This is a genomic window from Paenibacillus hemerocallicola (assembly GCF_006265175.1).
GTDB classification, from domain to species: Bacteria; Bacillota; Bacilli; order Paenibacillales; family NBRC-103111; genus Paenibacillus_AB; species Paenibacillus_AB hemerocallicola.
This window is the reverse complement of the sequence record NZ_VDCQ01000057.1, coordinates 1-22775: the sequence shown is the minus strand read 5'-3', so window position 1 is coordinate 22775 and position 22775 is coordinate 1. Positions and strand designations below refer to the sequence as shown.

Below are 22775 nucleotides of genomic sequence, written 5' to 3'. Positions count from 1 at the left end.
TTGCGGCAGGCCGCCTGCTTTTACAATTAACAGTGGAATACATAGCAGGGAGCAAAGTAAAACAGAGTTCATGCAAGAAGCGTGTGGGAGGGATGAAACCGAATGAATCGCTTGACCGATTTTTCTATGAAAAACATAGCGGCGGTAGTCATTTTGATACTGCTGCTGTCCATCGGGGGGGCCTATGCTGCCGGACAATTGAAAGTAGAAAGCATGCCGGATATTTCGTTTCCGGTCGTTATCGTAAACACCCAGTACATGGCCCCGCCGAAAGACGTGCTCGACCAAGTAACGAAGCCGCTCGAGAAAGCGATAGCGGCCACCAAAGGACTTAAAAATATAACCTCTTCTTCGAGCGACAACTTCTCGCAAATCGTCGTCGAGCTGAATCAAGGCATTGCAGTCGACGATGCGAAAAAAGACGTGGAGAGTCTGGTAGCCAACGTGAAGCTGCCGCAAAGCTCGGAGAAACCGCGCGTCATGACGTTCGGCTTCGCCTCGGAACCGGTGTATTACATGGCCGTCTACGGGGAGAACGGGATGAACCAAACCGAGCTCGACAAGCTGTACAAGGATATCATCCTTCCGGGCTTTAACGGCATAAGCGGTGTCGATCATGTCGATTCCATCGGGAATGAGGAAGCGCAGATGGCCATCCGCCTGGATGCCAATGCGCTGAACCAATACGGACTTTCTCCATCGCAAGTTTCCGGTCTGATCAAGGCGGCCTTATTGTCCAGCCCGGCCGGATCGGTAGATTTCGAAGGACGGACTCAAATGGTCCGCGTGAAGGGCCAAATCGATACGGTGTATAATCTCGATAACTTGCCGATTACCACTGCACGGGGCGAAACGCTTCTGCTCAAGCAAATCGCCAAAGTGGAGTCCATCACGGAATCGCCGTTTATCGCGAGACTCGACGGCAAGCCCGCCATCGGAATTCACCTCTACAAGACGAAGGACGCCAATGCGGTAGAGTTCGGTGACGCTGCGGATAAACTGATCGCCGGATGGGAAAAAACGCTGCCAAACGTTAAATTCCACTCCGTATACAACGCCGCAACCGACATCAAGCATTCGATAGACGGTATGGTTCGCGAGGGCGGCTTGGGGGCAATCCTTGCATCGATCATGATCTTACTGTTCCTTAGAAACATTCGCATGACGATTATCGTTTTGGTCTCGATTCCGCTATCGATTCTGATTACGCTGTTGTTTATGGCGGGGCTCGATATATCGCTCAACATTATGACATTGGGCGGCATGGCGATCGCTGTCGGGCGGGTCGTCGACGACAGTATCGTCGTTATCGAAAATATTTACAGCCAGCTGCAAAAAGCGCACGAGCGCAACGAATCGGTTATCAAGCTTGCGACCAAGCAAGTATCGGCCGCTATCACCTCATCGACGATTACGACCGTAGGCGTATTCGCACCGATCGCGTTCGTCGGAGGAGTAGTAGGCGAAGTATTCCGGCCTTTCGCCCTGACACTGGCCTGCGCGCTCTTGTCCTCGCTTGTCGTGGCTCTGACCGTTATCCCGATGCTCGCCAAGCTGATGGTAATGAAGCAGAAGAGTATTCCGGCACACGACGAGACGAAAGTCGGCAAAATGACGAAAGCCTACAAAGGCGTGCTGGTCTGGTCGCTTAACAATCGGATCAAAACGATGCTGCTGGCCGGCTTGCTGTTCATCCTGTCCATCGTACTGATCGTGCCGCAGCTCGCTACCGGCTTTATGCCCGAAAGCGAATCGGACCGCCAGATGATGTTCCAGATCCAGATGCCTCGTGAAACGTCCATGGACACGATGAATGCGAAGATGAAGGAAATCGAGGAGATGTGGCGGGCCGAGAAGGATTCGGCCGGACAACCGCGGTTCACGCATATCGAATCGTTGGTCGGCTACGAATTCGGCACGGATCGCGTTCCTTACAAGGCTACCATCTTTACGGAGGTTAGCGTCAACACGAATGCGAAGGATGCTTTGCAGAGCTACAAAGAATCGTTACTGGCCGACATGCCGAAGGGCTCCAAGGTTGAAGGCCAGCTGTTATCGTTCTCTGGAGGAGGCGCCGGAGGAGCGGACTTCTCGTACTCGCTGAAGGGCGACGACTTGTTAAGCCTCGAGCAAGCGGCCGGATTGATCAAGGAAAAAATGCAGGCATTCCCGGAACTGCTCGAAGTCAAAGACACGCTCGGCGAGAAGAAGATGGAAGTGGAAGTGACGGTCGATGCCGACAAAGCCCGCGTGTATGGCTTAAGCTCCGCTCAGGTTATGGAGGCCGTCAATACGTGGACCCGCAAGGAAGAGCTCGGCGATCTGAAGTTCGACAACGTTACGTATGAGACGAAGCTGGAGCTGGACCGCAGCTACAAAGATTCGCTTAACGACATCGGCAATATTCCGATTGCCACTATGGTAGGATCGACGATCAATTTGAAGGATATCGCCAAAGTCCGGGAAATCGATGCTCCGGTATCGATCAGCCGGGAGAAGCAAACGCAAGTCGTGAAAGTCACGGCCAAGATCAACAGTGCCGACAAAGGCGGAGTGAGCGCCAAAGTTTCCGCCGAGCTGAATGCATTGGAACTGCCTCCCGGCGTAAGCCGCGAAGTGTCCGGCGTATCGGACGATATTGCCGAGAGCTTCAGCCAAATGTTCGTGGCCATGGGCGCATCCATCTTTATCGTTTATCTCGTCATGGTTCTCGCGTTCGGGAACGCAAGCGCTCCTTTTGCGATTTTGTTCTCCCTGCCGCTGGCCGCGATTGGCGGTCTGCTCGGGCTGCTTGTTACGAACGAATCGCTGAACATGACCTCCTTGATCGGTTTCCTTATGCTGATCGGGATCGTCGTGACGAACGCCATCGTGTTGATCGACCGCGTACAGCAGCTTCGCGAGCAAAATTATACCGTACGGGACGCTCTGGTCGAAGGCGGCATGACGCGGTTGAGACCGATCATTATGACCGCTGGCGCGACCGTGTTCGCCTTGATGCCGCTGGCGCTCGGAATGTCCAAGGGCACGATCATCTCGAAAGGTTTGGCGGTCGTCGTTATCGGCGGATTGACCACCTCGACGCTGCTGACGCTTCTGGTTGTTCCGATCGTATACGAGCTGATTTATTCGTTCAAAAATCGCATGTCGCGCATGTTCCACCGAAAATCGAAAAAGGCGGATCCCGCTTCTCCGGACCCATTGTCCGTGTAATACGACTTGATCAAAGGAGCATAGGCGAAGATGAGACAAAAAAGAAATAAAGCGAAATCGCTTCGAAGCGGCGCCAAATTTGCCGTAGCCCTCGTGTTGACCGTCGCAGTCGCGGCGGGCTGCACGGCGGGAGGCAAGCAAGGGGCTGAACCGGCGGCTGCCCAGGAGCAGACGATCAAGACGGTCAAGGTCCAGAAAATATCGAAGCAAAAAATCGGCGACCCGCTTGAGCAAGTAGCCGACGTCGTTGCGGCGACCCAACTGGACGTAATAGCCAAAGCCGGCGGAGAAGTCAGGGAAATCGTTAAAAAACGGGGCGAGCAAGTAGCGGCAGGGGATGTAATCGTCAGACTCGACCCGACCGACATGCAGATTCAAAGGGAAAAGGCCTCTCTGCAGCTTCAGAGCAGCCAGCAAGCTTTAACGAAGGGCAGAAAAGATTTTACAGACGGCAAAACGGAAATGGCCAATAGCGTCAAGAAGATGGAACAGGCGCTTCTGGACGTGACCAAAACGTATAATAAGGCGAAAAACGACTATGATCAAGGCCTCATAACGAAACAGCAATTGGATCAAACGGAGACGGCTTGGAAAAATCAGACGATGGATCTCGACCTGTTGAAGCAAAAACAGAAGACGCTCGAAACTTCGGATACGTTGTCGGCATTGGAGACGCAAGTCCAATCGGCTTCCCTTTCGATCAAAGAGCTGGAGCGCAGCATCGCCAATCTGGAAGTTAAAGCTCCTGTCGCCGGCATCTTGACCGAGCTGCCGCTCGTCGTAGGAGCGACCATTCAACCGGGGACCAAAGTCGGTCATGTGCAGCAGTTGGATCCGATCCGGATCAAAGCGCAGCTGACGGAAAGCTCGGCCAAGCTCGTGCGTGGCAAACAGGAGCTCATCTATTACGTGCCCGGAAGCACGGAAAGACCTACGGCGAAAATCAGCTATTTGTCCGATACGATGGACGCGCAGAGCAAATCGTACGAATTGGAGCTCGAGGTTGCCAACCCGAACGGAGCTCTCAAGCCCGGGTCGAAGGTGCAGGTTCAGTTGACTGTCGAGCAGGAGCAAATCGTCCTCAACGTACCGACGCTGAGCGTAGTGCGCGAAGGCGGGGACTCGTTCGTATTCGTCCTCGTAGGCGACACGGTAGAAAAACGGAAAGTCGAGCTCGGACGTTTGAGCGAACTGAATCAGGAAGTCATATCCGGCGTCAAGGAAGGCGAGCAGCTCGTCGTATCCGGACAAAACCAATTGAAGGATAAAGAAAAAGTGCAGCTTGCCGAATCGAAATGAACGAAACGGAGGAACATCTTTTGAAACCGACATGGAAGAAATCTTTAACCGCAGCAGTACTTAGCGTTTCTCTCGTCTTGACCGCTTCTCCCGCAGCGCTTCTTGCCGAAGAATCGGGCGCAGCCGTACAAAGCGTGAGAGGGCAATACGCGCTTACTCCGCTTGTAAGAGCCGATGTGAAAAGCGTGAGCAGCGTGCGCATTCAAGACGGCACGAAAATCGGCGCGGTCGTCCGGCTCTATAATGAAGGAAATCGCGTAACCCGGGTTCCGGAGTACGAGCTGCGGGTGAAAACCGCTGACGGCATCGAGTATACGCTTCGAGCGAGCGCAGCCAACGCCAAGGCGATTCAACCGAAGGAAAAAGTCGATCTCAGCTATATGCTGACTCTGGATTACATAGATGCGACGGCGTTGGCCGAGCTGTCCTGGGTAGAGGTCGACGAATACGTGTATCCGAAGCTGGAGACGCCCATAATGAGCGTCCCCGTGAATGGGATCGTGTGGAATGGCTCGGATTCCGCCATATCGGATGTGGGGGCCGTGAAGCAATGGGGAGAGCCGTTCATGCTTCCCGTGCAGTCCGACTCGCTTCAGTATACGCCCGTAACGCTGATCAACGAGAAAACGCCGCAAGGGCCGGCTACGGTCATTACCCTGATCGCCGAGAATAAGGGCACGCGCACCGAGACGGTTCCGGACTTCCGCATTGACGGAAAATCCGATTCCCGTTCTTACCCGGGCGTTCGTGCCGAAGCCAATGTCGAGCTGAAGCCGGGGGAGAAGAAATATATCCATTACGGCATATTGACCGAGAACGACGTAGTCTTGAACAGCTTGAACGTGCTGACTCCGGAGACATTCGTACAGTTGGGAGCGAGCAATACGCCGACGGTCGAGTCTTATACGGTTGGCCGGTTAAGCGTGGTTTTGCCGCCGAAATCCACGATCGATATCAATACGCTGCCGATCTACAAGCTGCGCGACCGGATCGCATTCGATCCGCTTAATAAGCTGGTCGACAAGGAGACGGAGGTGTCTCTGGTCGATTTGAGCATGAACGAATCCGAATCCGCCGGCTACAATACGATTATCGCGAAGTTCATGGTCAAAAATACCGGCGAGCGTCCGGTGCCGCTTCCCGCCTTTCAAACGGAGCTGACCAATGCGGAAGGGTTCCGATATAGCGGCACGCGTCAGACGACGTCCGTCGAGCAGCTGGCGCCGAAGCTGGCTTACCTTGTCAATTATTCATACGCCGTTCCTTCTTCCGAGAAGGGCGAGGATTTGTTGATGAAGCTGCAGGACAATCAAACGATCGCGCCTTACAATATTCCGATTGCCGGATTCAAGACCGCCGTCGCGGAAAATAAATCCGAAGATCCGGATATGCTCTCCTTCTATCCTTATAACGTCAAATTGCTCAGCTCGGCCGTCTCGATCCAAGGAAGCGCTACAGGCCAGTTCGGGTACAAAATGAAGCTGGATCTGGATATTACGACCGTGGACGACGTCATTGCCGATGTGAACTCGGCGAACATGAAGATCGACCTCGTCGACAATTCCGGGCGGATGATCGCTACCCAGACGGTGCCGTTCATCGGAGTGAACAAGCTGATCAGCGGTACGCAGTATCTCTTATTCCAAAACCTGCGCAGCGACCAGTTCGAATGGCCGTTAACCGTCAAGCTGTATGAATCGATCCAAACGCCTACGGGAGAGGCGAACCGGCTTCTCAAGACGATGAAGCAATAAGCCGAAAACAGTTAAACAAACAAGCGATGAGGAACCCGGTCCCCTACAGCCGGGTTTTTCCGCGTTTTGGCGGCTTTTTAGTTATTGACAGCATCATCCCCGTTGTGTAAATTAGGTGTAAACTTACGTATAATCTTTGGCTGGCCAGTCGCGCTTCGTTCCTGAAAATACATCGGCTACGGCCGCCGGCCTCGGCTCATACTAGTCTTAAGCAAATGCGTGAACTTTTTCACGTGTTTCCACGAAGGGAAGGATTCGGATGGAAGCTCTCGCGTTGGAGCGAAAGGCTGAACAGAATCGCGAACTGAAAGAGCGCATTGTCCAGCTCAAGAAGGAACGAAACGCTATAATTCTTGCTCATTATTACCAGCGGGATGAGATACAGGAGGTGGCGGACTTCCGGGGGGACTCCTTTTTGCTCGCGCAAAAGGCGGCCCAGACCGATGCGGACGTCATCGTATTTTGCGGCGTACATTTCATGGGGGAAAGCGCCAAAATTTTGGCACCGAACAAAACGGTCATTATTCCGGACGAACGGGCCGGCTGCCCGATGGCCGACATGGTCAACGTTGAAGGGTTGAAGGCGCTTAAAAAACGGCATCCGAATGCGAAGGTCGTCACCTATATCAACTCTTCCGCCGAGATCAAAGCGGAAACGGACATATGCTGTACATCCGCCAACGCGGTCAAAGTGATTCAATCGGTCGACGCGGACGAGATTATTTGGGTGCCGGACAAAAATTTGGGCGACTACGTATCCAAGTTTACCGACAAAAAGATGATTATTTGGGAAGGGTACTGCAACACTCACGACATGCTGACCGTCAAGGACGTCATGGAGATGAAGGCGCAGCATCCGAACGCCCAGTTCGTCGTTCACCCGGAATGCCGTCCGGAAGTCGTCAAGCTAGGCGATTTCGTAGGCAGCACCACGGCGATTATCAAATATTGCAAGGAATCGGATTGCCGGGAGTTTATCGTCGGCACCGAAGACGGAACCGGCTTCCAGCTTCGCAAGGACAGCCCGGACAAGACATTCCATTTTGCGACGAAGTTTCTCGTCTGCCCGAACATGAAGGTGAACAATCTCAAAAAAGTCGTCAAATGCTTGGAGACGATGCAGCCGCAAATATACGTACCGCCCCAAGTTGCGGAAAAAGCCAGACTATCTTTGGAGCGCATGTTACAAGTCAAGTAACTTGCGCTTGGAGCGCATGCTGCGTGGATAAGCGGCATGCGCTACTCTCTTGTCTTGAAGGTGATCGCCATGGTGCCGCGTTATTTGATAGATTTCTCGCTGGATGAGCTGCCGCATGTCGAAACGGATGTTATGGTCATCGGAGCGGGAATTGCCGGCTTGTTCACTACGATCAGGGCCAGCGAAGAGAATCGCGTCCTGATTATTACGAAGCCGAAGTCATTGCTGGAAAGTAATACCCGGTATGCCCAAGGGGGTATTGCCGCCGTCATATCGGACGAAGATTCCCCCGACTACCATCTGCAGGATACTTTGAATGCAGGCGCGGGGTTGTGCGATCACGATGCCGTTGAAGTGCTTGTGCACGAAGGTCCTGCGGGAGTCAAAGATTTGATTGCCATGGGCACGCAGTTCGACCTCGAGAACGGAGAACTGGCGTTGACCAAAGAAGGCGCTCACAGTCAGAGGCGCATTTTGCACGCGCATGGCGACGCGACGGGCGCGGAAATTGTCAGAGCCTTGTCGGAGAAAACCAGGCAAAACCGGAACGTTACGATCTGGGACGACCATTTCGTAATCGATTTGGTTACGGTGGACGACGTATGCCACGGAGCGATCGTACAAAAGCCGGATGGTCAGCGGGTGTTCGTCCGGGCAAAGGCGACCGTCCTGTGCTCCGGAGGAGCGGGACAGCTTTACCGGTATACGACGAATCCGGAAATCGCCACCGGGGACGGTATCGCTATCGCTTATCGGGCCGGTGCGGTCGTTCGCGATGTAGAGTTTGTCCAATTCCATCCGACCTCGCTCTGTTATCCGGGCGCTCCGCGTTTTCTCATCTCCGAGGCGCTGCGCGGGGAAGGGGCCGTGCTTCGCAATATAAAGGGAGAACGGTTTATGGAAAAGTACGACCCTCAGCTGGAGCTGGCTCCCCGCGACATCGTGGCCCGCGCGATCGTAAACGAAATGGAGCAGACGAAATCGACGTTTGTCTATATCGATATCACCCACGAGCCTGCAGAAATGGTGAAGCACCGCTTTCCGAATATATACGAGTTTTGTTTGAATTACGGTCTCGATCTGACTTCCGATTGGATTCCGGTCGCTCCTGCCGCACATTATATGATGGGCGGAGTGAAAACCGACTTGAACGGGGAAACTTCCATTAAGCGTCTGTACGCTTGCGGGGAAGTGTCTTCCACCGGCGTTCACGGGGCGAACCGGTTGGCCAGCAACTCGCTGTCGGAGGCAATCGTATTCGGTCGGCGTATTATCCGTCATATCCGTGCGCTGCTGCCTCTCGGGGACACGCCAAGCATTCGAGAGCAGAGCCATCGTCCGGAGCATCCGATGCAGGCTATCGTCGAGAAGCGTCTCAAGCTGCAAAAAGTCATGCTGCGTTATGTGGGCTTGAAGCGGGACGCGAACGGACTAGGGAAAGGCTTGGACGAGCTGAAGCGGCAGTTGAAAATTTACGAGACTTGCCTGACGAAGCGAGAGGAATACGAATTCGCCAATCTGCTGACGCTTGCCATGCTGACTACCGAATCCGCGCTGAACCGCGAAGAAAGCCGCGGAGGGCATTTTCGGGAGGATTTCCCGGAGAAGGACGATACGGTATGGCGCAAGCATATCCACCTTCAGCGGGAAAAAGGGATAACGGAGGAACGCATTCATGACGTTTTACGGAAATCTTGAACAATTGTCGCGCAACATTCGTCTATGGTTAGAGGAAGACATTGGCACCGGCGATGTGACTACGATGACCACCATACCTTTAGACCAACAGTCTAAAGGTATTATTCATGTTAAGGAACCGGGCGTCATAGCGGGAATGCCGATCGCGGAGCAGGTGTTTCGGATCGTAGACCCGGGCCTTCTGTTTATTTCCAAAATACAAGACGGAGCCGCTGCCGAAAAAGGTACGGTATTGGCCGAGGTAAGCGGCAGCACCCGCAGCATATTGCTCGGTGAACGGTTGGCGTTGAATCTGCTGCAAAGATTGTCCGGTATCGCGACCCGTACGCGCCAGTTTGTGGACGCCTTGGAAGGCGCGCCTGTACGTCTGGTCGATACACGCAAGACGACGCCGGGACATCGCTCCCTGGAAAAGTATGCGGTACGGGTCGGAGGCGGGCATAACCACCGATTCGGGTTGTATGATGCGGTAATGATCAAGGACAACCATATTAAAGGGGCCGGCGGCATTAAGGCGGCCGTCGTTGCGGCGAGGACCCAAATTCCCCACACGATGAAAATCGAAGTGGAGGTCGAATCGTTCGACCAGCTCGATGAGGCGTTGGAAGCCGGAGCAGACATTATTTTGCTGGACAACATGTCCCCCGAAGCGATGAAGCGCGCCGTGGATATCGTCAAAGCGCGGGCACCGCATATCGTAGTCGAGGCGTCGGGCCAGGTTACGCTGCAAACGATTAGAGCGATTGCCTTGTCGGGCGTAGAAGTCATATCCGTCGGCAGGCTGACCTATTCCGTGCAGGCGCTCGATATCAGTCTCGATTTGAATGAGAAGAAAGAGGGCCAGCTGTGATTCTGGTGGTGGATGTAGGCAACACGAATATCGTGCTCGGCATCTACGACGAGAAGAAGCTGCTCCACCATTGGAGGCTCAGTACGAACCGTTCCGCGACGGTAGACGAATACGGCATTATGGTGCACAATCTGTTCCGGTTCGCAGGCATTTCCGAAGACCGGATCGAGGCCGTCATCATTTCGTCCGTCGTTCCGCCGCTTATGTTTGTTTTGGAGAGTCTCTGTTTAAAATATGTAAAGAAAAAGCCGCTTGTCGTCGGTCCCGGCATCAAAACCGGTCTCAACATCCGCATCGAGAACCCTCGCGAGGTGGGTGCGGACCGTATCGTAAATGCGGTGGCCGGTATCGAGCAGTATGGGGCGCCGCTCATTATCGTCGATTTCGGTACGGCGACCACTTACGACTACATAGACGACAAAGGCCAATTGCTCGGCTGCGCCATAGCGCCGGGCATAGGCATTTCAACCGAGGCGCTGTACGAAAAGGCGGCCAAGCTCCCGCGCATCGAGCTGATCCGGCCGAGAAGCACCGTTGGCCGAAATACGGTATCCGCCATGCAGGCCGGCATTATTTTCGGCTATGCGGGACAAGTGGACGGCATCGTCCAACGGATGCGGGAGGAATTCAACCCGGAGGCGAAAGTGATCGCCACGGGGGGATTGGCCGAGCTGATCGCCGGAGAGACCCGAACGGTCGACACGGTCAATCCGCTGCTGACGCTGCAAGGGCTTCAGCTTATATACGAAAGAAACCGTTAGAGAGCTGTTGCGTAATAATGTATTAATACGTTGCAGCTCCTAAGCCGAAAGGAAACTATTGCGATGCAAGATTATTTGATACGCGGAACCGCATTCGAGGGCAAGCTTCGTGCATTCGCCGCGAACACGACAGGCATTGTGGAAGAAATGCGGCGCAGACACGGCACTACCCCCGTAGCGACGGCTGCTCTGGGACGCACGGCGACTGCCGGCGTCATGATGGGCGCCATGCTGAAAGGGGAGGAACGGCTCACGATTCAGGTCAAGGGCGACGGTCCGATCGGACAGATCGTCGTAGACGCCAACGCGAAAGGCGAAGTGAGAGGCTATGTCGACAATCCCCATGTCGATTTGCCGCTGAACCAACGCGGAAAGCTGGACGTAGCCGGGGCGGTAGGCGAAGGGCAGCTGTATGTGATCAAGGATTTGGGACTGAAGGAGCCTTACCGCGGAAGCATCCCGATCGTTTCCGGAGAGCTGGGGGAGGACTTTACCTATTATTTCGCCAAATCCGAACAGACTCCGTCGGCTGTCGCGCTTGGCGTTCTGATTGCCACGGATTACTCGGTACAAGCGTCCGGCGGTTTTATCATGCAGCTGCTGCCCGGAATGGACGAGGAAGAAATCGCCGCGATCGAGGAGAAGCTGGGTAGTCTCCCTCCGATAACGACACTTTTGACGGAAGGAGCCGACTTGGAGGGTATTCTGAAGCGTTTGGTCGAGTCGTTTGAAGTTCTGGAGCGTTCGGAAATCCGGTTTCAGTGCAAATGCTCCCAAGAACGTGTCGAGCAGACTCTTCTCAGCCTGGGGCGCGATGAAGTCGAGCAAATTTTGCGCGAGGACGGGAAGGCCGAGGTCGTTTGCCATTTCTGCAACGAGACCTACGAATATAACGGCGAGCAGCTCCATAATCTGGTGGAGAGACTGTCAAAAGAGTAAAATAGAGAAGAGATCGAACATGGGGAGATTTTCGGATGCGGAGCGTTAAATTGCTGTGGGGTGCCATCTCCTTGCTGCTGGCGGCCGTCCTCGTATTGGCCTTATTGCTTGTCCGAACCGAGGGACAATTGGCCAAAGCGAACGAGCCGCCGGCAACTGACGGGACGGCGGAGCCAGGGGACGGGCAAGCTCAAGCGGTGGCGGTAATCGGCGGAAGGGCGATTACGTACGAGCAACTGCAGCAGCGCCTTGCAGACAAGTACGGAGCGGAACTGCTGAATGTACTGCTGGATCGGGAAGCGATACGGCAGGAGGCCGAGGAACTGAAGATTACGGTAAGCCGCGAAGACATGGACGTGGAACTGAAACGGATGCAGGAAGGATACGAGAGCGAGGAGCAGTTCTACAAATCGATGAAGGAGCAGCTCGGCCTGTCCAAATCGGAGCTGAGCGAGGACGTTTACTACAAGCTGCTGCTCGAACGTCTTGCCGTGCGCGGAATACAAGTATCGGAAGCCGAGGTTGCCGCCTATATTAAGGAGCATCCCGAGGAATTCAAAAGTTATGTGCAGTACCATTTGCTTAAAATCGAAGTGAAGACGAAGGAAGAAGCGGCCCAAGTAATCAAGGATTTGCAGAATGGAGCGGTGTTCGCTTCACTCGCCGGGAAGCAATCGATCGACGTGTCCAGCGCGAAAAAGGGCGGCGATCTGGGCTGGGTGGAGGAACGGGATCCTTTTATTCCGCCGCCGCTTCTGGAAGCGGCCAAAAGCTTGAAGCAGGACGAGATCAGCAAGCCGATTCAGCTCAAAGCCAGCTACGCGGTCATCCAGCTGAAAGAAAAAAAGGAAGTCAACAAGACGGTGGACGAACAAAAGAAGGCCTTCATCCGGAAAGAATTGGCGCTGCAAAAAGCGGTGCCGCTCAAGGAGCTGGTCAAATCGATGCGGGAAAAGCGCCATGCCGAAATATTGGATCCGGAACTGCGTTAAAGGGACAAAAGTCGCAATTTTTAGTTGACAAACCGGTAGCCGGATTGATAATATGATAGTAATAAAACCGACAAAACTACTCGGAATAATAATGAATGATTATGCGGGAGGGTAACAGTATGGCAAAATTGGTGCAAAGCATTACGCAATTGATCGGAGATACTCCGCTTGTTCGGTTGAACCGGGTCGTTCCGGAAGATAGCGCGGAAATTTACGTCAAGCTGGAATACCAAAATCCCGGTGCAAGCGTTAAAGACCGAATCGCCTTGAGCATGATCGAGACGGCGGAGCGCGAAGGCAAGCTGAAGCCGGGCGACACGATTATCGAGCCGACCAGCGGCAACACCGGTATCGGGTTGGCGATGGTAGCGGCTGCCAAAGGCTACAAAGCGATTCTCGTCATGCCGGAAACGATGAGCATCGAGCGCCGCAACCTGCTTCGCGCTTACGGGGCACAGCTTATACTGACTCCCGGACCGGAAGGCATGAAGGGCGCGATCAAGCGGGCCGAGGATTTGGCCGCGGAAAACCCGAACTATTTCATTCCGCAGCAGTTCAAGAACCAGGCGAACGTGAAAGTGCATATCGAGACGACCGGACCGGAAATCGTAGACGCGATCAAGTCCCACGACGGACAGCTGGACGCCTTCATTTCGGGAATCGGCACAGGCGGTACGATTACGGGAGCGGGCAAAGTGCTTCGCGAAAATTTCCCGAACATCAAAGTATTCGCCATAGAGCCCTCCGCCTCTCCCGTATTGTCCGGAGGCAAGCCAGGCCCTCATAAAATTCAAGGTATCGGAGCCGGCTTCGTACCCGACATCCTGAATACCGACATCTATGATGAAGTCATAACGGTGGATAACGAGGAAGCGTTCGAAACGTCCCGCCGCGTAGCGAAGGAAGAAGGCATTCTTGGAGGCATCTCCTCCGGCGCAGCCATCTTCGCTGCATTGAAAGTAGCCAAGCAACTCGGCAAAGGCAAGCGCGTAGTCGCCGTCATTCCGAGCAACGGCGAACGTTACTTGAGCACACCGCTCTATCAATTCGACGAGTAATCAGCAGTAACAGCCAGCCCCTCCTCGGAGGGGCTGGCGCTATTAACGGCAATTGCTAGGGCTCCTATAAAAGTAGTCGGAATTTGCTAGAGCTCTTGCTTCGCATATTGTGTTGGATTGTCAGGGGATCTATTCGCGGGGGCTCCCCCGAAAGTTATAGGTTTAAGCTGCAGAGCTTTGCTTCGCTTTTGGGGGCATTTAGAGAGGAGAGCACGGAGTGGGCTTCACTACCTTGGGGCAATGGAAACAATGGGCGGTCGATCATGAGAACCTCCCTTTTATCAGCAAATTTTCCGATGTACCCGGCATTCCGGCTTCTTGGGAGCCGCTCTGGAGCGGTGCGGGCAAGCCTTCCTTCGTGCTGGAGAGCGGCAAGAGCGGGCGGTACACCTATTTCGGGTTTGCTCCGGTCGCATCGATTACGGGAAAAGACGAGCAGGCGAAGATCGTGGAATACGAGGAAGCGGCATCCGCATGGACGGCGGCCGTTCGGAGCGAGCGGCAAATAGAGGGAATGCCGCTGCAGCTAGTAAAAGCATGGCTGAATCAATATCGGGCCCCGATCGTGGAAGGGGCTCCGCCCTTTGTCGGCGGATGCGTGGGCTTCTGGTCATACGATGTTGCCCGATCGATCGAACGGCTTCCGCAGTACGCCGAAGACGACTTGCTGCTGCCCGACTATGATTTCATGATGATGCGCCGCGTGTTCGCGTACGACAAGCAAGAAAGGGCGCTGTATTGCGCGGTGCACCAGTACTTTCCCTTCGGTGAACGGGAGACGGATTGGCCGGAACGGCTGGAAGAGCTATACGACCAGTCCGAGCGGGACGCGCAACGAATGGCTGACTTGTGGAACGAAGCCGTTTCCGCGGCGGCATCGGACGAGCGGACGCTCCAAAGGATGAGCGCGTTCGAAGCCATTTCGCGGCTCGATGCACTGGCGATCGACGTCGAAGCGATTCCGGGAATCGAAATCGCGTTTCCCAAGGAACGATATATGGAAGCCGTTCGACAAATTCAGCGGTATATTGCGCAGGGTGATGTATTTCAAGTCAACTTATCCGTCAGGCAAAGCCGAAAGCTGGAGCGCGAGCCGGAGCAAATCTATGAATGGCTGCGACTGCTCAATCCTTCCCCTTATATGGGGCTGCTTCGGTTCCCGGACTATACGATCGTTTCCGGTTCGCCCGAGCTGCTGGTCAAATCGGTCGGCGGCGTTGTCGAGACTCGTCCGATCGCAGGAACGCGTCCCCGTGGAGGCGACGAGCAAGAGGACTTGAGGCTAGCAGAGGAGCTCATAACGAATGAAAAGGAGCGGGCCGAGCATATTATGCTCGTCGATCTGCTGCGCAACGATCTCGGACGGGTGTCCCGATACGGTACGGTGAAGGTGACCGACTTGATGGTCGTCGAACGATATTCGCATGTCATGCATATCGTCTCCCATGTGGAGGGCAAACTTGCGGAGGATAAAGATTGTTTCGACGTTATCGCGGCTGCATTCCCAGGGGGAACGATTACGGGCGCTCCGAAAATACGCACGATGGAAATTATCGAAGAGCTGGAGCCGGTGCGGCGGGGGCCTTACACCGGTTCGATCGGATGGATTGACTATAACGGCAATATGGAATTAAATATAGTTATACGTACATTGGTCGTCCGCGACGGAGTCGGCTATGTGCAATCGGGAGCCGGGATCGTCATCGACTCGGACCCGGAGAAAGAATTTGCGGAATCGCTGAACAAGGCGAAAGCGCTGTGGAAAGCGATCCTATATAGCGAGAACGCGAGGAGCTGAGCCGAGATGATACTCGTCATCGATAATTACGATTCGTTTACTTATAATTTGGTGCAATATTTGGGAGAAATCGGGCAGGAGGTCCTCGTCCGCCGCAACGACCAAATCGATTTGAACGGAATCGAGTCGTTGAAGCCCGACCATATTCTCATCTCGCCCGGTCCTTGTACGCCTAACGAAGCGGGAATCAGTCTGGCGCTGATCGATCACTTTAAAGGCAAAATTCCGATATTGGGCGTATGCTTGGGCCACCAGTCGATCGGACAAGTGTTCGGAGGCGAGGTCATCCGGGCCGAGAAGCTGATGCACGGCAAAACATCGGACATTTATCACGACGGCAAGACGATTTTCGAAGGGATCCCATCGCCTTATACGGCTACCCGATACCACTCGCTGATCGTTCGCCGCGAATCGCTCCCGGATTGCCTGGAAATTAGCGCCGAGACGAAGGACGGCGAAATTATGGGGTTGCGCCATAAGGAATATCCGATCGAAGGGGTACAATTTCACCCGGAGTCGATTATTACCGATCACGGTTTGAAGCTGCTTCGTAATTTCGTGGCGATAACCTCCGCGAGCGGAGCCGGAGCATGAGGATCGCGGTAAACGGACGCGTATGCGAAGACAAGGAGGCCGTGGTTTCCGTTTACGATCACGGCTTTTTGTATGGAATAGGACTTTTCGAGACGTTTCGCACTTACGGCGGACGTCCGTTTTTATTGGAGCCGCATTTGGAAAGACTGTCTCGCAGCTGCACCGAGCTCGGAATCCGATACGTTTCGGATCGCGGGGAGACGGAAGGGTTAATCGCCGCACTATTGTCCGCCAACGGCTTGCCGGATGCTTACGTCCGGTTCTCCGTGTCCGCCGGTGTCGAATTGCTGGGATTGCCGTCGACCGATTATGCGGAGCCAAACGTAATCGTTTATGTGAAGCCGCTGCCGCCCAGGGACGAAATCGCATACGCGGAAGGGAAGCCGATCCAGCTTCTCGAGCTGCGGCGCAACAGTCCGGAGGGAAACGTCCGTCTCAAATCGTTCCAATACATGAACAATATGCTGGCCAAGCGGGAGATGCGTCGGTACGAATGGGCTGCCGGCGCCGAAGGCGTTTTTTTGGATGCTTGCGGCCATGTAGCGGAAGGAATCGTCAGCAACCTGTTTTGGGTCAAGGGCGGCGTCTTATATACGCCTGCTCTGGCCACGGGGATTCTCCCCGGTATTACCCGGGAGTACGTGATCGGCTTGGCGAGACGGCTCGGATACGAGGTCCGCGAAGGGCTGTACGGATGGCCGGAGATAATCGGGGCGGACGAAGCGTTCCTTACGAATTCCGTTCAGGAAATCGTCCCCGTTAACCGCGGCTATGAGCTTTCCGGCAAAGAGCGGCGGATCGGCAGCGGAACTGTCGGCACTATTACTACCATTCTGATGAAAGCATACGGTGAAGCGACACGGTTGTGAGTAAGCCGAAGTATAGGGGGTAAATGATTTATGGGGGTTGAACAGTCGGGCAGTCGGGATGCTGAGCGTCCGTTCGCACTGCCGTCGTCATCTTATTTCGGGCGGAGGCTGCTGCGATGCCGCGAGCTGGAGCTTGCGATCGGTGAACGGACGTTGATAATGGGAATCCTGAACGTCACTCCCGATTCATTTTCCGATGGGGGGCAGTACGACTCGGTGGAGCGCGCGGTCCGGCGGGCTTTTGCCATGGTCGATGAAGGAGCGGATATGGTCGATATCGGCGGAGAATCGACGCGGCCCGGCTTTACGAAGGTCAGCGTCGAAGAGGAGCTTGACCGTGTCGTCCCGGTAATCGCCGCTCTCAGGCAGGCGGGACTGCAGGTGCCGATCTCGATCGACACGTACAAGGCGGAAGTGGCGAAGGCCGCTTTGGAAGCGGGAGCCCATATCGTGAACGATATATGGGGCTTCAAGGAAAATGACGAAATATCGTCCGTAGCCGCGGCATATGGCTGTCCGGTCATACTGATGCATAACAGGAAGAGCGCCGAATATCGTCAGTTTACGGCGGAGGTGCTCGACGATTTGCGGGAAAGCGTCGAAATCGCTCGAAAGTCCGGCGTAAGAGAGGACCAGATCATTCTCGATCCCGGAATCGGCTTCGGCAAAACGTACGAGCACAATTTGCTGCTCATGAATCGGCTCCATCAAGTCTCGGCGCTCGGATACCCCGTCCTTCTGGGTACGTCCCGTAAAAGCATGATCCGCAGCACGCTGAACGTCACTCCGGAGGACGCCGTGGAAGGGACGGCGGCTACCGTTGCGCTCGGGATAGCACAAGGCTGCTCCATCATGCGCGTACACGATGTGAAGGCGATGAAGCGGGTGGCAGCGATGACCGACGCGATGATTCGCCGCTAGTCATTAAACTTATCGAAAGGCGGTGCGGTTGACATGGATAAAATGCAATTGTCGCGCATGCAGTTTTACGGATATCACGGCGTTTTTCCGGAGGAAAACAAGCTGGGACAGCGCTTTTACGTCGATCTTGTGTTGTCCCTCGATTTATCGGAGGCCGGCCGGACGGATGACTTGGATAAAACGGTAAATTATGCCGAAGTATATGAACGTGTCAAGAAAATCGTGGAAGGCCGTACATTCCGCCTGATCGAGGCGCTGGCCGAAAACATTGCATCGGATGTTCTGCATCAGTATACTAATGTAAACGACGTAACGGTGCGGGTGATCAAGCCTCACCCGCCCTTTGATATCCACTTTGACGGAGTTGCCATTGAGATTAACAGAAAGCGGGCATCGCTATGACGTTACCGGACGACCGGCGCGAAGCTGTCCCGGATCCGATCGGCTCCGAGCTGCGGAAGGAAGCGTATATCGGACTCGGCTCCAATTTGGGGGACCGGGAAACTTACCTGCAGGATGCGATTCGCGAACTCGGTCTGCATCCGCTGGTCGATGTCGTAAGGGTTTCGGATATTTACGAAACCGAACCTGTCGGGTATGCGGACCAAGGCCGGTTCTTGAACATGGTAGCCGTCGTGAGCACGACGCTGCCTCCGGCTTCGCTGCACCATCATATGAAGGAGATCGAGGACGGGCTCGGACGCATTCGCACGATCCGCAACGGGCCACGTACGGTTGATCTGGATTTGCTGCTCATGGACGACAACGTCCTTGATACATCCGAGCTGATTATTCCGCATCCGCGCATGTGGGAAAGGGCATTCGTGCTTGTTCCAATGCGGGATGCAGCTAAGGGAAAGCCGCACCTCCTCGCAACGATAGCCGGACATCTGGACAGACTCGAAGGAAAGGAAGGCGTTACCCGTTGGAGCAATTTCAATTGGCGCAGCGTATCCGAGCGTTCCGGAAGCTGAAAGGATATACGCAAGACGAACTGGCCCGGAGATTGGGCGTTTCGATCGCCGTGCTCGGGTCCGTGGAGAGAGGGACCCGCAAAGCCGACACTAAATTGTTGAATAAAATTGCCGAGACGCTCGGGATTAATCCCGACGAGCTGCAGTTGAATCATTCCGAATCGAAAGGAAGTGAAACGTGACATGCTCAAAATCGGAGATGTATCCGCACCGAACCAAGTCGTGCTGGCGCCGATGGCAGGGGTTTGCAATCCGGCTTTCCGGCTGATCGCCAAAGAGTTCGGCTGCGGACTCGTCTGCGCCGAGATGGTGAGCGACAAAGCGATCCTGCACGGAAACAGCCGTACGATGGATATGTTGTATGTGGACGAACGGGAGAAGCCGCTCAGCTTGCAAATTTTCGGGGGCGATACGGAGACGCTGGTAGGGGCGGCCAAATATGTCGACGAGCATACGAACGCCGACATCATAGACATCAACATGGGCTGTCCCGTTCCGAAAATTACGAAATGCGACGCAGGCGCCCGCTGGCTGCTCGATCCGGGCAAGATCGAGAAAATGGTAACCGAGGTGGTTCGTTCGGTCAGCAAGCCGGTCACGGTGAAAATGCGTATCGGCTGGGACGATGAGCACGTATATGCGGTCCAAAATGCCAAAGCGGTGGAAAACGGGGGAGGCTCGGCCGTCAGCGTGCATGGCCGTACCCGCGTGCAGATGTATACCGGCAAGGCGAATTGGGACATCATTAAAGAAGTCAAGGAATCGGTTTCGATTCCGGTTATCGGCAACGGGGACGTATTTACGCCGGAGGATGCCAAGAAGATGCTCGACCATACCGGCGTGGACGGTGTCATGATCGGAAGGGCCGCGCTCGGTAACCCATGGATGCTGTATAGGACGATCAACTACCTGACTTCCGGAGAGCTGCTGCCGGAGCCGGAAGCGGCCGAGAAAATCCGCATCGCCATCTTGCACCTCGACCGGCTGGTAGCCCTCAAAGGCGAGCATGTAGCGGTGAAGGAGATGCGCAAGCATATGGCCTGGTATTTAAAAGGCCTTCAGGGCTCCGCGCGGGTGAAGGATGTAATCATGGAGCAATCGCGGAGAGACGATATGGTCGACACTTTGCACGAGTTTATATCGGGTTTGGACGATTCAGGTGGTAATGCGGAGGAAAAGGCCGTTCTTGCCCATTAATAGCGCTTTATTGCAGGCTTAAGGCGGACTTTGGATATCGTTGACATTTTTGGCGGGTTGAAATATAATCAAGCAATAGTGTTTGCCTTAACCGTTGAATTGAATGGAGAAAGTCATCTTGACTATGACCCGCTAATATATTTAACTTTGTGAATTCATACCGAAAAATCGATCGATTTTCCAGGTAGAAAATCTTCACACGACGGGAGATTCGCAATATGAACGAGAAAGAAGTCATCCTGACGCAGGAAGGCCTCAAGAAGCTTGAAGAAGAGCTTGAGCATCTGAAGTCGGTAAAACGCCGCGAGGTTGCCGAAAGAATCAAAGTAGCCATCGGCTATGGGGATATTAGCGAAAACTCCGAGTATGAGGACGCCAAAAACGAACAAGCTTTCATCGAAGGCCGCGTCATTACGCTGGAGAAAATGCTTCGCAACGCGCGCATTATTAACAACGACGAAGTCGACACGGACACGGTTAACGTTGGCTCCATCGTCACGGTAGAAGATCTGGAGTTCGGCGAAACGGTAGAATATGCCATCGTCGGGACGGCGGAATCGGATCCGTTCCAGAACAAAATTTCCAACGAAAGCCCTGTCGGCAAGGCGTTGATCGGCAAGAAGAAAGATTCGGTCGTCGATGTTCAAGTCCCTGCCGGCGTCATTCAATATAAAATTATCGATATTAAGAAGTAATCGAGACGGATATGACGAATGGAAATCCGCGCACGGCCTTCGAAAAAGCTTCCTCGGGAGGCTTTTTTGTTTAACGAGCTTGCGCTACACATTTAGGAGATGAGTCAAGTGAGTCAAGAAGTGGAATTGAACGAAAACGAGCTGCTCGCCATACGGAGGGGCAAGCTGGACGAGCTTCGCAATCTCGGCATCGATCCGTTCGGCCGCAAGTTCGAGCGGACCCATCATGCCAAGCAAGTGCTGGAAGCATACGACGCCTTATCGACGGAACAACTCGATGAGGAGAGCCACGAAGTTTCTTTGGCCGGCCGCATTATGCAGAAACGGGGCATGGGGAAAGCGGCCTTTGCGCATATTCAGGATATTACCGGAAAAATTCAAATTTATGTCCGCGAAGATAAACTGGGCGCCACTCTTTATCAGGCTTTTGGCATTTTGGATATCGGCGACATGGTCGGCGTCAAAGGAACCGTCTTCAAGACGAAAACAGGCGAGACGTCGATCAAAGTGCATTCTCTCGAAGTTTTGACCAAATCGCTCTATCCGCTGCCAGATAAATTCCATGGGCTGAAGGATGTCGAGATGCGCTACCGTCAGCGCTATATCGATTTGATCGTCAATCCGGAAGTGCAGCAGACGTTTATAGCGCGGTCCCGCATTATCCAATCTATGCGGCGGTACTTGGATGCGCTCGGCTATTTGGAAGTGGAGACGCCGACGATGCACGCCATCGCTGGCGGAGCGACCGCCCGTCCGTTCATAACCCACCATAACGCGCTCGATATGCAGCTGTACATGCGCATAGCTATCGAGCTTCACCTGAAACGGCTCATTGTCGGCGGCATGGAAAAGGTGTACGAGATCGGGCGCGTATACCGCAACGAGGGGATTTCGACGCGCCACAATCCGGAATTTACGATGATCGAGCTGTATGAGGCGTATGCCGATTACCAGGACATTATGCGGTTGACCGAGAACTTGATCGCTCATATTTCTACTGAAATATTGGGCAGCACGGAAATTCAATATCAAGGCAAAGAAGTGAGCCTTGCCACGCCATGGCGCCGCGTATCGATGGTCGATGCGATCCGGGAAGTGACGGGCGTCGACTTCCTGGAGCAGATTAGCGATGAGGAAGCCCACAGATTGGCCAAGGAGCACCGTGTTCCCGTTGAGCCGAATATGACGTTCGGACATATTGTGAACGCCTTTTTCGAGCATTTCGTGGAGTCTACCTTGATTCAGCCTACGTTTATTTACGGACACCCTGTGGCGATTTCGCCTTTGGCGAAAAAGAACGAAGAGGATCCGCGCTTCACGGACCGTTTCGAGTTGTTTATCGTCGGCCGCGAGCACGCCAACGCGTTCACCGAATTGAACGACCCGATCGATCAACGCGAAAGATTCGAGGCGCAGCTGGTCGAGAAGGAGCAGGGTAACGATGAGGCGCACGAGATGGATGACGATTTCATCCGGGCGCTGGAATACGGCATGCCGCCAACCGGAGGACTCGGGATCGGAATCGACCGACTGGTCATGCTGCTTACCGATTCCCCTTCGATCCGCGACGTACTGCTGTTCCCGTTGATGAGAGAGCGCGCGGGAGAGTAAGCATTTCGTATTTATGAGACGTTTGGGCCGCTTATTCGAGCCGATTGACCTGAATCGGGTTGTTGGATCGAAGAGCTTAAAAGCCCAAGCGTCTTTTTTTCAGTGCCGTACCGATCGAGCCGGTTAAGCGAATATTGCATATAAAATTGTGCTGTCCATGCAATAAACCCGCCTCAAAACCGCTGAGAAACGGCTCCTTAATTTTTTTGTAAAAAAGACTTGCAATCAGGCGCCCGGATGTGCTATCTTATAAAAGTCGCCAATCGGACCTCGCGAAAGAGAGGTACGCCGCAGCGGCAAGCAGGACAAGCGTTTTGCTCCTTGAAAACTGAACAACGAGCGTGCAAGTGAGGT

At 54.2% G+C, this 22775-nt stretch carries 20 protein-coding genes; all 20 read left to right on the top strand.

Annotated elements, in window-relative coordinates; translation table 11 throughout:
* The first annotated feature begins 102 nt into the window (after positions 1 to 102).
* The 20 genes from FE784_RS30035 (at position 103) to lysS (ending at position 22421) form a co-directional block, all read left to right on the top strand.
* Positions 103 to 3213: an efflux RND transporter permease subunit gene (locus FE784_RS30035; protein ID WP_139605959.1), complete on the top strand. Its 3111-nt coding sequence runs from the start codon at positions 103 to 105 to the stop codon at positions 3211 to 3213.
* A 30-nt stretch (positions 3214 to 3243) separates the two neighbouring features.
* The gene (locus FE784_RS30030; RefSeq protein ID WP_139605958.1) at positions 3244 to 4512 is read left to right on the top strand and encodes an efflux RND transporter periplasmic adaptor subunit; all 1269 of its coding nucleotides are present in this window, start codon (positions 3244 to 3246) and stop codon (positions 4510 to 4512) included.
* Between the two features lie 20 nt (positions 4513 to 4532).
* Complete coding sequence (locus FE784_RS30025) at positions 4533 to 6266, top strand: hypothetical protein (RefSeq protein WP_139605957.1); 1734 nt, start codon at positions 4533 to 4535, stop codon at positions 6264 to 6266.
* 259 nt (positions 6267 to 6525) lie between these two features.
* Positions 6526 to 7464, top strand: a complete 939-nt coding sequence (gene nadA / locus FE784_RS30020) for a quinolinate synthase NadA (protein ID WP_139605956.1) — start codon at positions 6526 to 6528, stop codon at positions 7462 to 7464.
* A gap of 69 nt (positions 7465 to 7533) precedes the next feature.
* On the top strand, positions 7534 to 9162 hold the full coding sequence (gene nadB, locus FE784_RS30015; RefSeq protein WP_139606003.1) for an L-aspartate oxidase: 1629 nt from the start codon (positions 7534 to 7536) through the stop codon (positions 9160 to 9162).
* Positions 9140 to 10012, top strand: a complete 873-nt coding sequence (gene nadC / locus FE784_RS30010) for a carboxylating nicotinate-nucleotide diphosphorylase (RefSeq protein ID WP_139605955.1) — start codon at positions 9140 to 9142, stop codon at positions 10010 to 10012. Before nadB ends, nadC begins: the two co-directional genes overlap by 23 nt.
* The gene (locus FE784_RS30005) at positions 10009 to 10773 is read left to right on the top strand and encodes a type III pantothenate kinase (protein ID WP_139605954.1); all 765 of its coding nucleotides are present in this window, start codon (positions 10009 to 10011) and stop codon (positions 10771 to 10773) included. The genes nadC and FE784_RS30005 overlap by 4 nt, the downstream gene beginning before the upstream one ends.
* A 63-nt stretch (positions 10774 to 10836) precedes the next feature.
* Complete coding sequence (gene hslO / locus FE784_RS30000; protein WP_139605953.1) at positions 10837 to 11712, top strand: Hsp33 family molecular chaperone HslO; 876 nt, start codon at positions 10837 to 10839, stop codon at positions 11710 to 11712.
* 35 nt (positions 11713 to 11747) lie between these two features.
* Entirely contained in the window at positions 11748 to 12704 is a 957-nt protein-coding gene (locus FE784_RS29995) for a peptidylprolyl isomerase (RefSeq protein ID WP_139605952.1), read from the top strand.
* A 119-nt stretch (positions 12705 to 12823) separates the two neighbouring features.
* Positions 12824 to 13762 carry a cysteine synthase A gene (cysK, locus tag FE784_RS29990; RefSeq protein ID WP_139605951.1) on the top strand — a complete coding sequence of 313 codons (939 nt, stop codon included), beginning with the start codon at positions 12824 to 12826 and terminating at the stop codon, positions 13760 to 13762.
* A gap of 217 nt (positions 13763 to 13979) precedes the next feature.
* A complete protein-coding gene (locus FE784_RS29985; RefSeq protein WP_139605950.1) occupies positions 13980 to 15560 on the top strand; it encodes an anthranilate synthase component I family protein in 1581 nt (526 codons plus the stop codon).
* Between the two features lie 6 nt (positions 15561 to 15566).
* The gene (gene pabA / locus FE784_RS29980; protein WP_139605949.1) at positions 15567 to 16154 is read left to right on the top strand and encodes an aminodeoxychorismate/anthranilate synthase component II; all 588 of its coding nucleotides are present in this window, start codon (positions 15567 to 15569) and stop codon (positions 16152 to 16154) included.
* Positions 16151 to 17023, top strand: a complete 873-nt coding sequence (gene pabC / locus FE784_RS29975; protein WP_139605948.1) for an aminodeoxychorismate lyase — start codon at positions 16151 to 16153, stop codon at positions 17021 to 17023. The genes pabA and pabC overlap by 4 nt, the downstream gene beginning before the upstream one ends.
* 159 nt (positions 17024 to 17182) lie before the next feature.
* On the top strand, positions 17183 to 17944 hold the full coding sequence (gene folP / locus FE784_RS29970) for a dihydropteroate synthase (protein ID WP_246132252.1): 762 nt from the start codon (positions 17183 to 17185) through the stop codon (positions 17942 to 17944).
* 33 nt (positions 17945 to 17977) lie between these two features.
* On the top strand, positions 17978 to 18346 hold the full coding sequence (folB, locus tag FE784_RS29965; protein ID WP_139605946.1) for a dihydroneopterin aldolase: 369 nt from the start codon (positions 17978 to 17980) through the stop codon (positions 18344 to 18346).
* Entirely contained in the window at positions 18343 to 18918 is a 576-nt protein-coding gene (gene folK / locus FE784_RS29960) for a 2-amino-4-hydroxy-6-hydroxymethyldihydropteridine diphosphokinase (protein WP_139605945.1), read from the top strand. Before folB ends, folK begins: the two co-directional genes overlap by 4 nt.
* On the top strand, positions 18870 to 19100 hold the full coding sequence (locus FE784_RS29955) for a helix-turn-helix domain-containing protein (protein WP_139605944.1): 231 nt from the start codon (positions 18870 to 18872) through the stop codon (positions 19098 to 19100). The genes folK and FE784_RS29955 overlap by 49 nt, the downstream gene beginning before the upstream one ends.
* 1 nt (position 19101) lies before the next feature.
* Positions 19102 to 20115, top strand: a complete 1014-nt coding sequence (dusB, locus tag FE784_RS29950; protein ID WP_139605943.1) for a tRNA dihydrouridine synthase DusB — start codon at positions 19102 to 19104, stop codon at positions 20113 to 20115.
* A 218-nt stretch (positions 20116 to 20333) separates the two neighbouring features.
* Entirely contained in the window at positions 20334 to 20810 is a 477-nt protein-coding gene (gene greA, locus FE784_RS29945; protein WP_139605942.1) for a transcription elongation factor GreA, read from the top strand.
* 99 nt (positions 20811 to 20909) lie between these two features.
* On the top strand, positions 20910 to 22421 hold the full coding sequence (gene lysS / locus FE784_RS29940; RefSeq protein ID WP_139605941.1) for a lysine--tRNA ligase: 1512 nt from the start codon (positions 20910 to 20912) through the stop codon (positions 22419 to 22421).
* Positions 22422 to 22775 lie beyond the last annotated feature (354 nt).

Coding starts and splice junctions, on each gene's coding strand:
- FE784_RS30030 (WP_139605958.1), top strand. CDS start 3,244: ATGAGACAAAAAAGAAATAAAGCGAAATCGCTTCGAAGCGGCGCCAAA.
- folP (WP_246132252.1), top strand. CDS start 17,183: ATGGGAATCCTGAACGTCACTCCCGATTCATTTTCCGATGGGGGGCAG.
- dusB (WP_139605943.1), top strand. CDS start 19,102: ATGCTCAAAATCGGAGATGTATCCGCACCGAACCAAGTCGTGCTGGCG.
- lysS (WP_139605941.1), top strand. CDS start 20,910: ATGAGTCAAGTGAGTCAAGAAGTGGAATTGAACGAAAACGAGCTGCTC.
- greA (WP_139605942.1), top strand. CDS start 20,334: ATGAACGAGAAAGAAGTCATCCTGACGCAGGAAGGCCTCAAGAAGCTT.
- pabA (WP_139605949.1), top strand. CDS start 15,567: ATGATACTCGTCATCGATAATTACGATTCGTTTACTTATAATTTGGTG.
- folB (WP_139605946.1), top strand. CDS start 17,978: ATGGATAAAATGCAATTGTCGCGCATGCAGTTTTACGGATATCACGGC.
- nadB (WP_139606003.1), top strand. CDS start 7,534: ATGGTGCCGCGTTATTTGATAGATTTCTCGCTGGATGAGCTGCCGCAT.
- cysK (WP_139605951.1), top strand. CDS start 12,824: ATGGCAAAATTGGTGCAAAGCATTACGCAATTGATCGGAGATACTCCG.
- nadA (WP_139605956.1), top strand. CDS start 6,526: ATGGAAGCTCTCGCGTTGGAGCGAAAGGCTGAACAGAATCGCGAACTG.
- hslO (WP_139605953.1), top strand. CDS start 10,837: ATGCAAGATTATTTGATACGCGGAACCGCATTCGAGGGCAAGCTTCGT.
- FE784_RS30035 (WP_139605959.1), top strand. CDS start 103: ATGAATCGCTTGACCGATTTTTCTATGAAAAACATAGCGGCGGTAGTC.
- pabC (WP_139605948.1), top strand. CDS start 16,151: ATGAGGATCGCGGTAAACGGACGCGTATGCGAAGACAAGGAGGCCGTG.
- nadC (WP_139605955.1), top strand. CDS start 9,140: ATGACGTTTTACGGAAATCTTGAACAATTGTCGCGCAACATTCGTCTA.
- FE784_RS29995 (WP_139605952.1), top strand. CDS start 11,748: ATGCGGAGCGTTAAATTGCTGTGGGGTGCCATCTCCTTGCTGCTGGCG.
- folK (WP_139605945.1), top strand. CDS start 18,343: ATGACGTTACCGGACGACCGGCGCGAAGCTGTCCCGGATCCGATCGGC.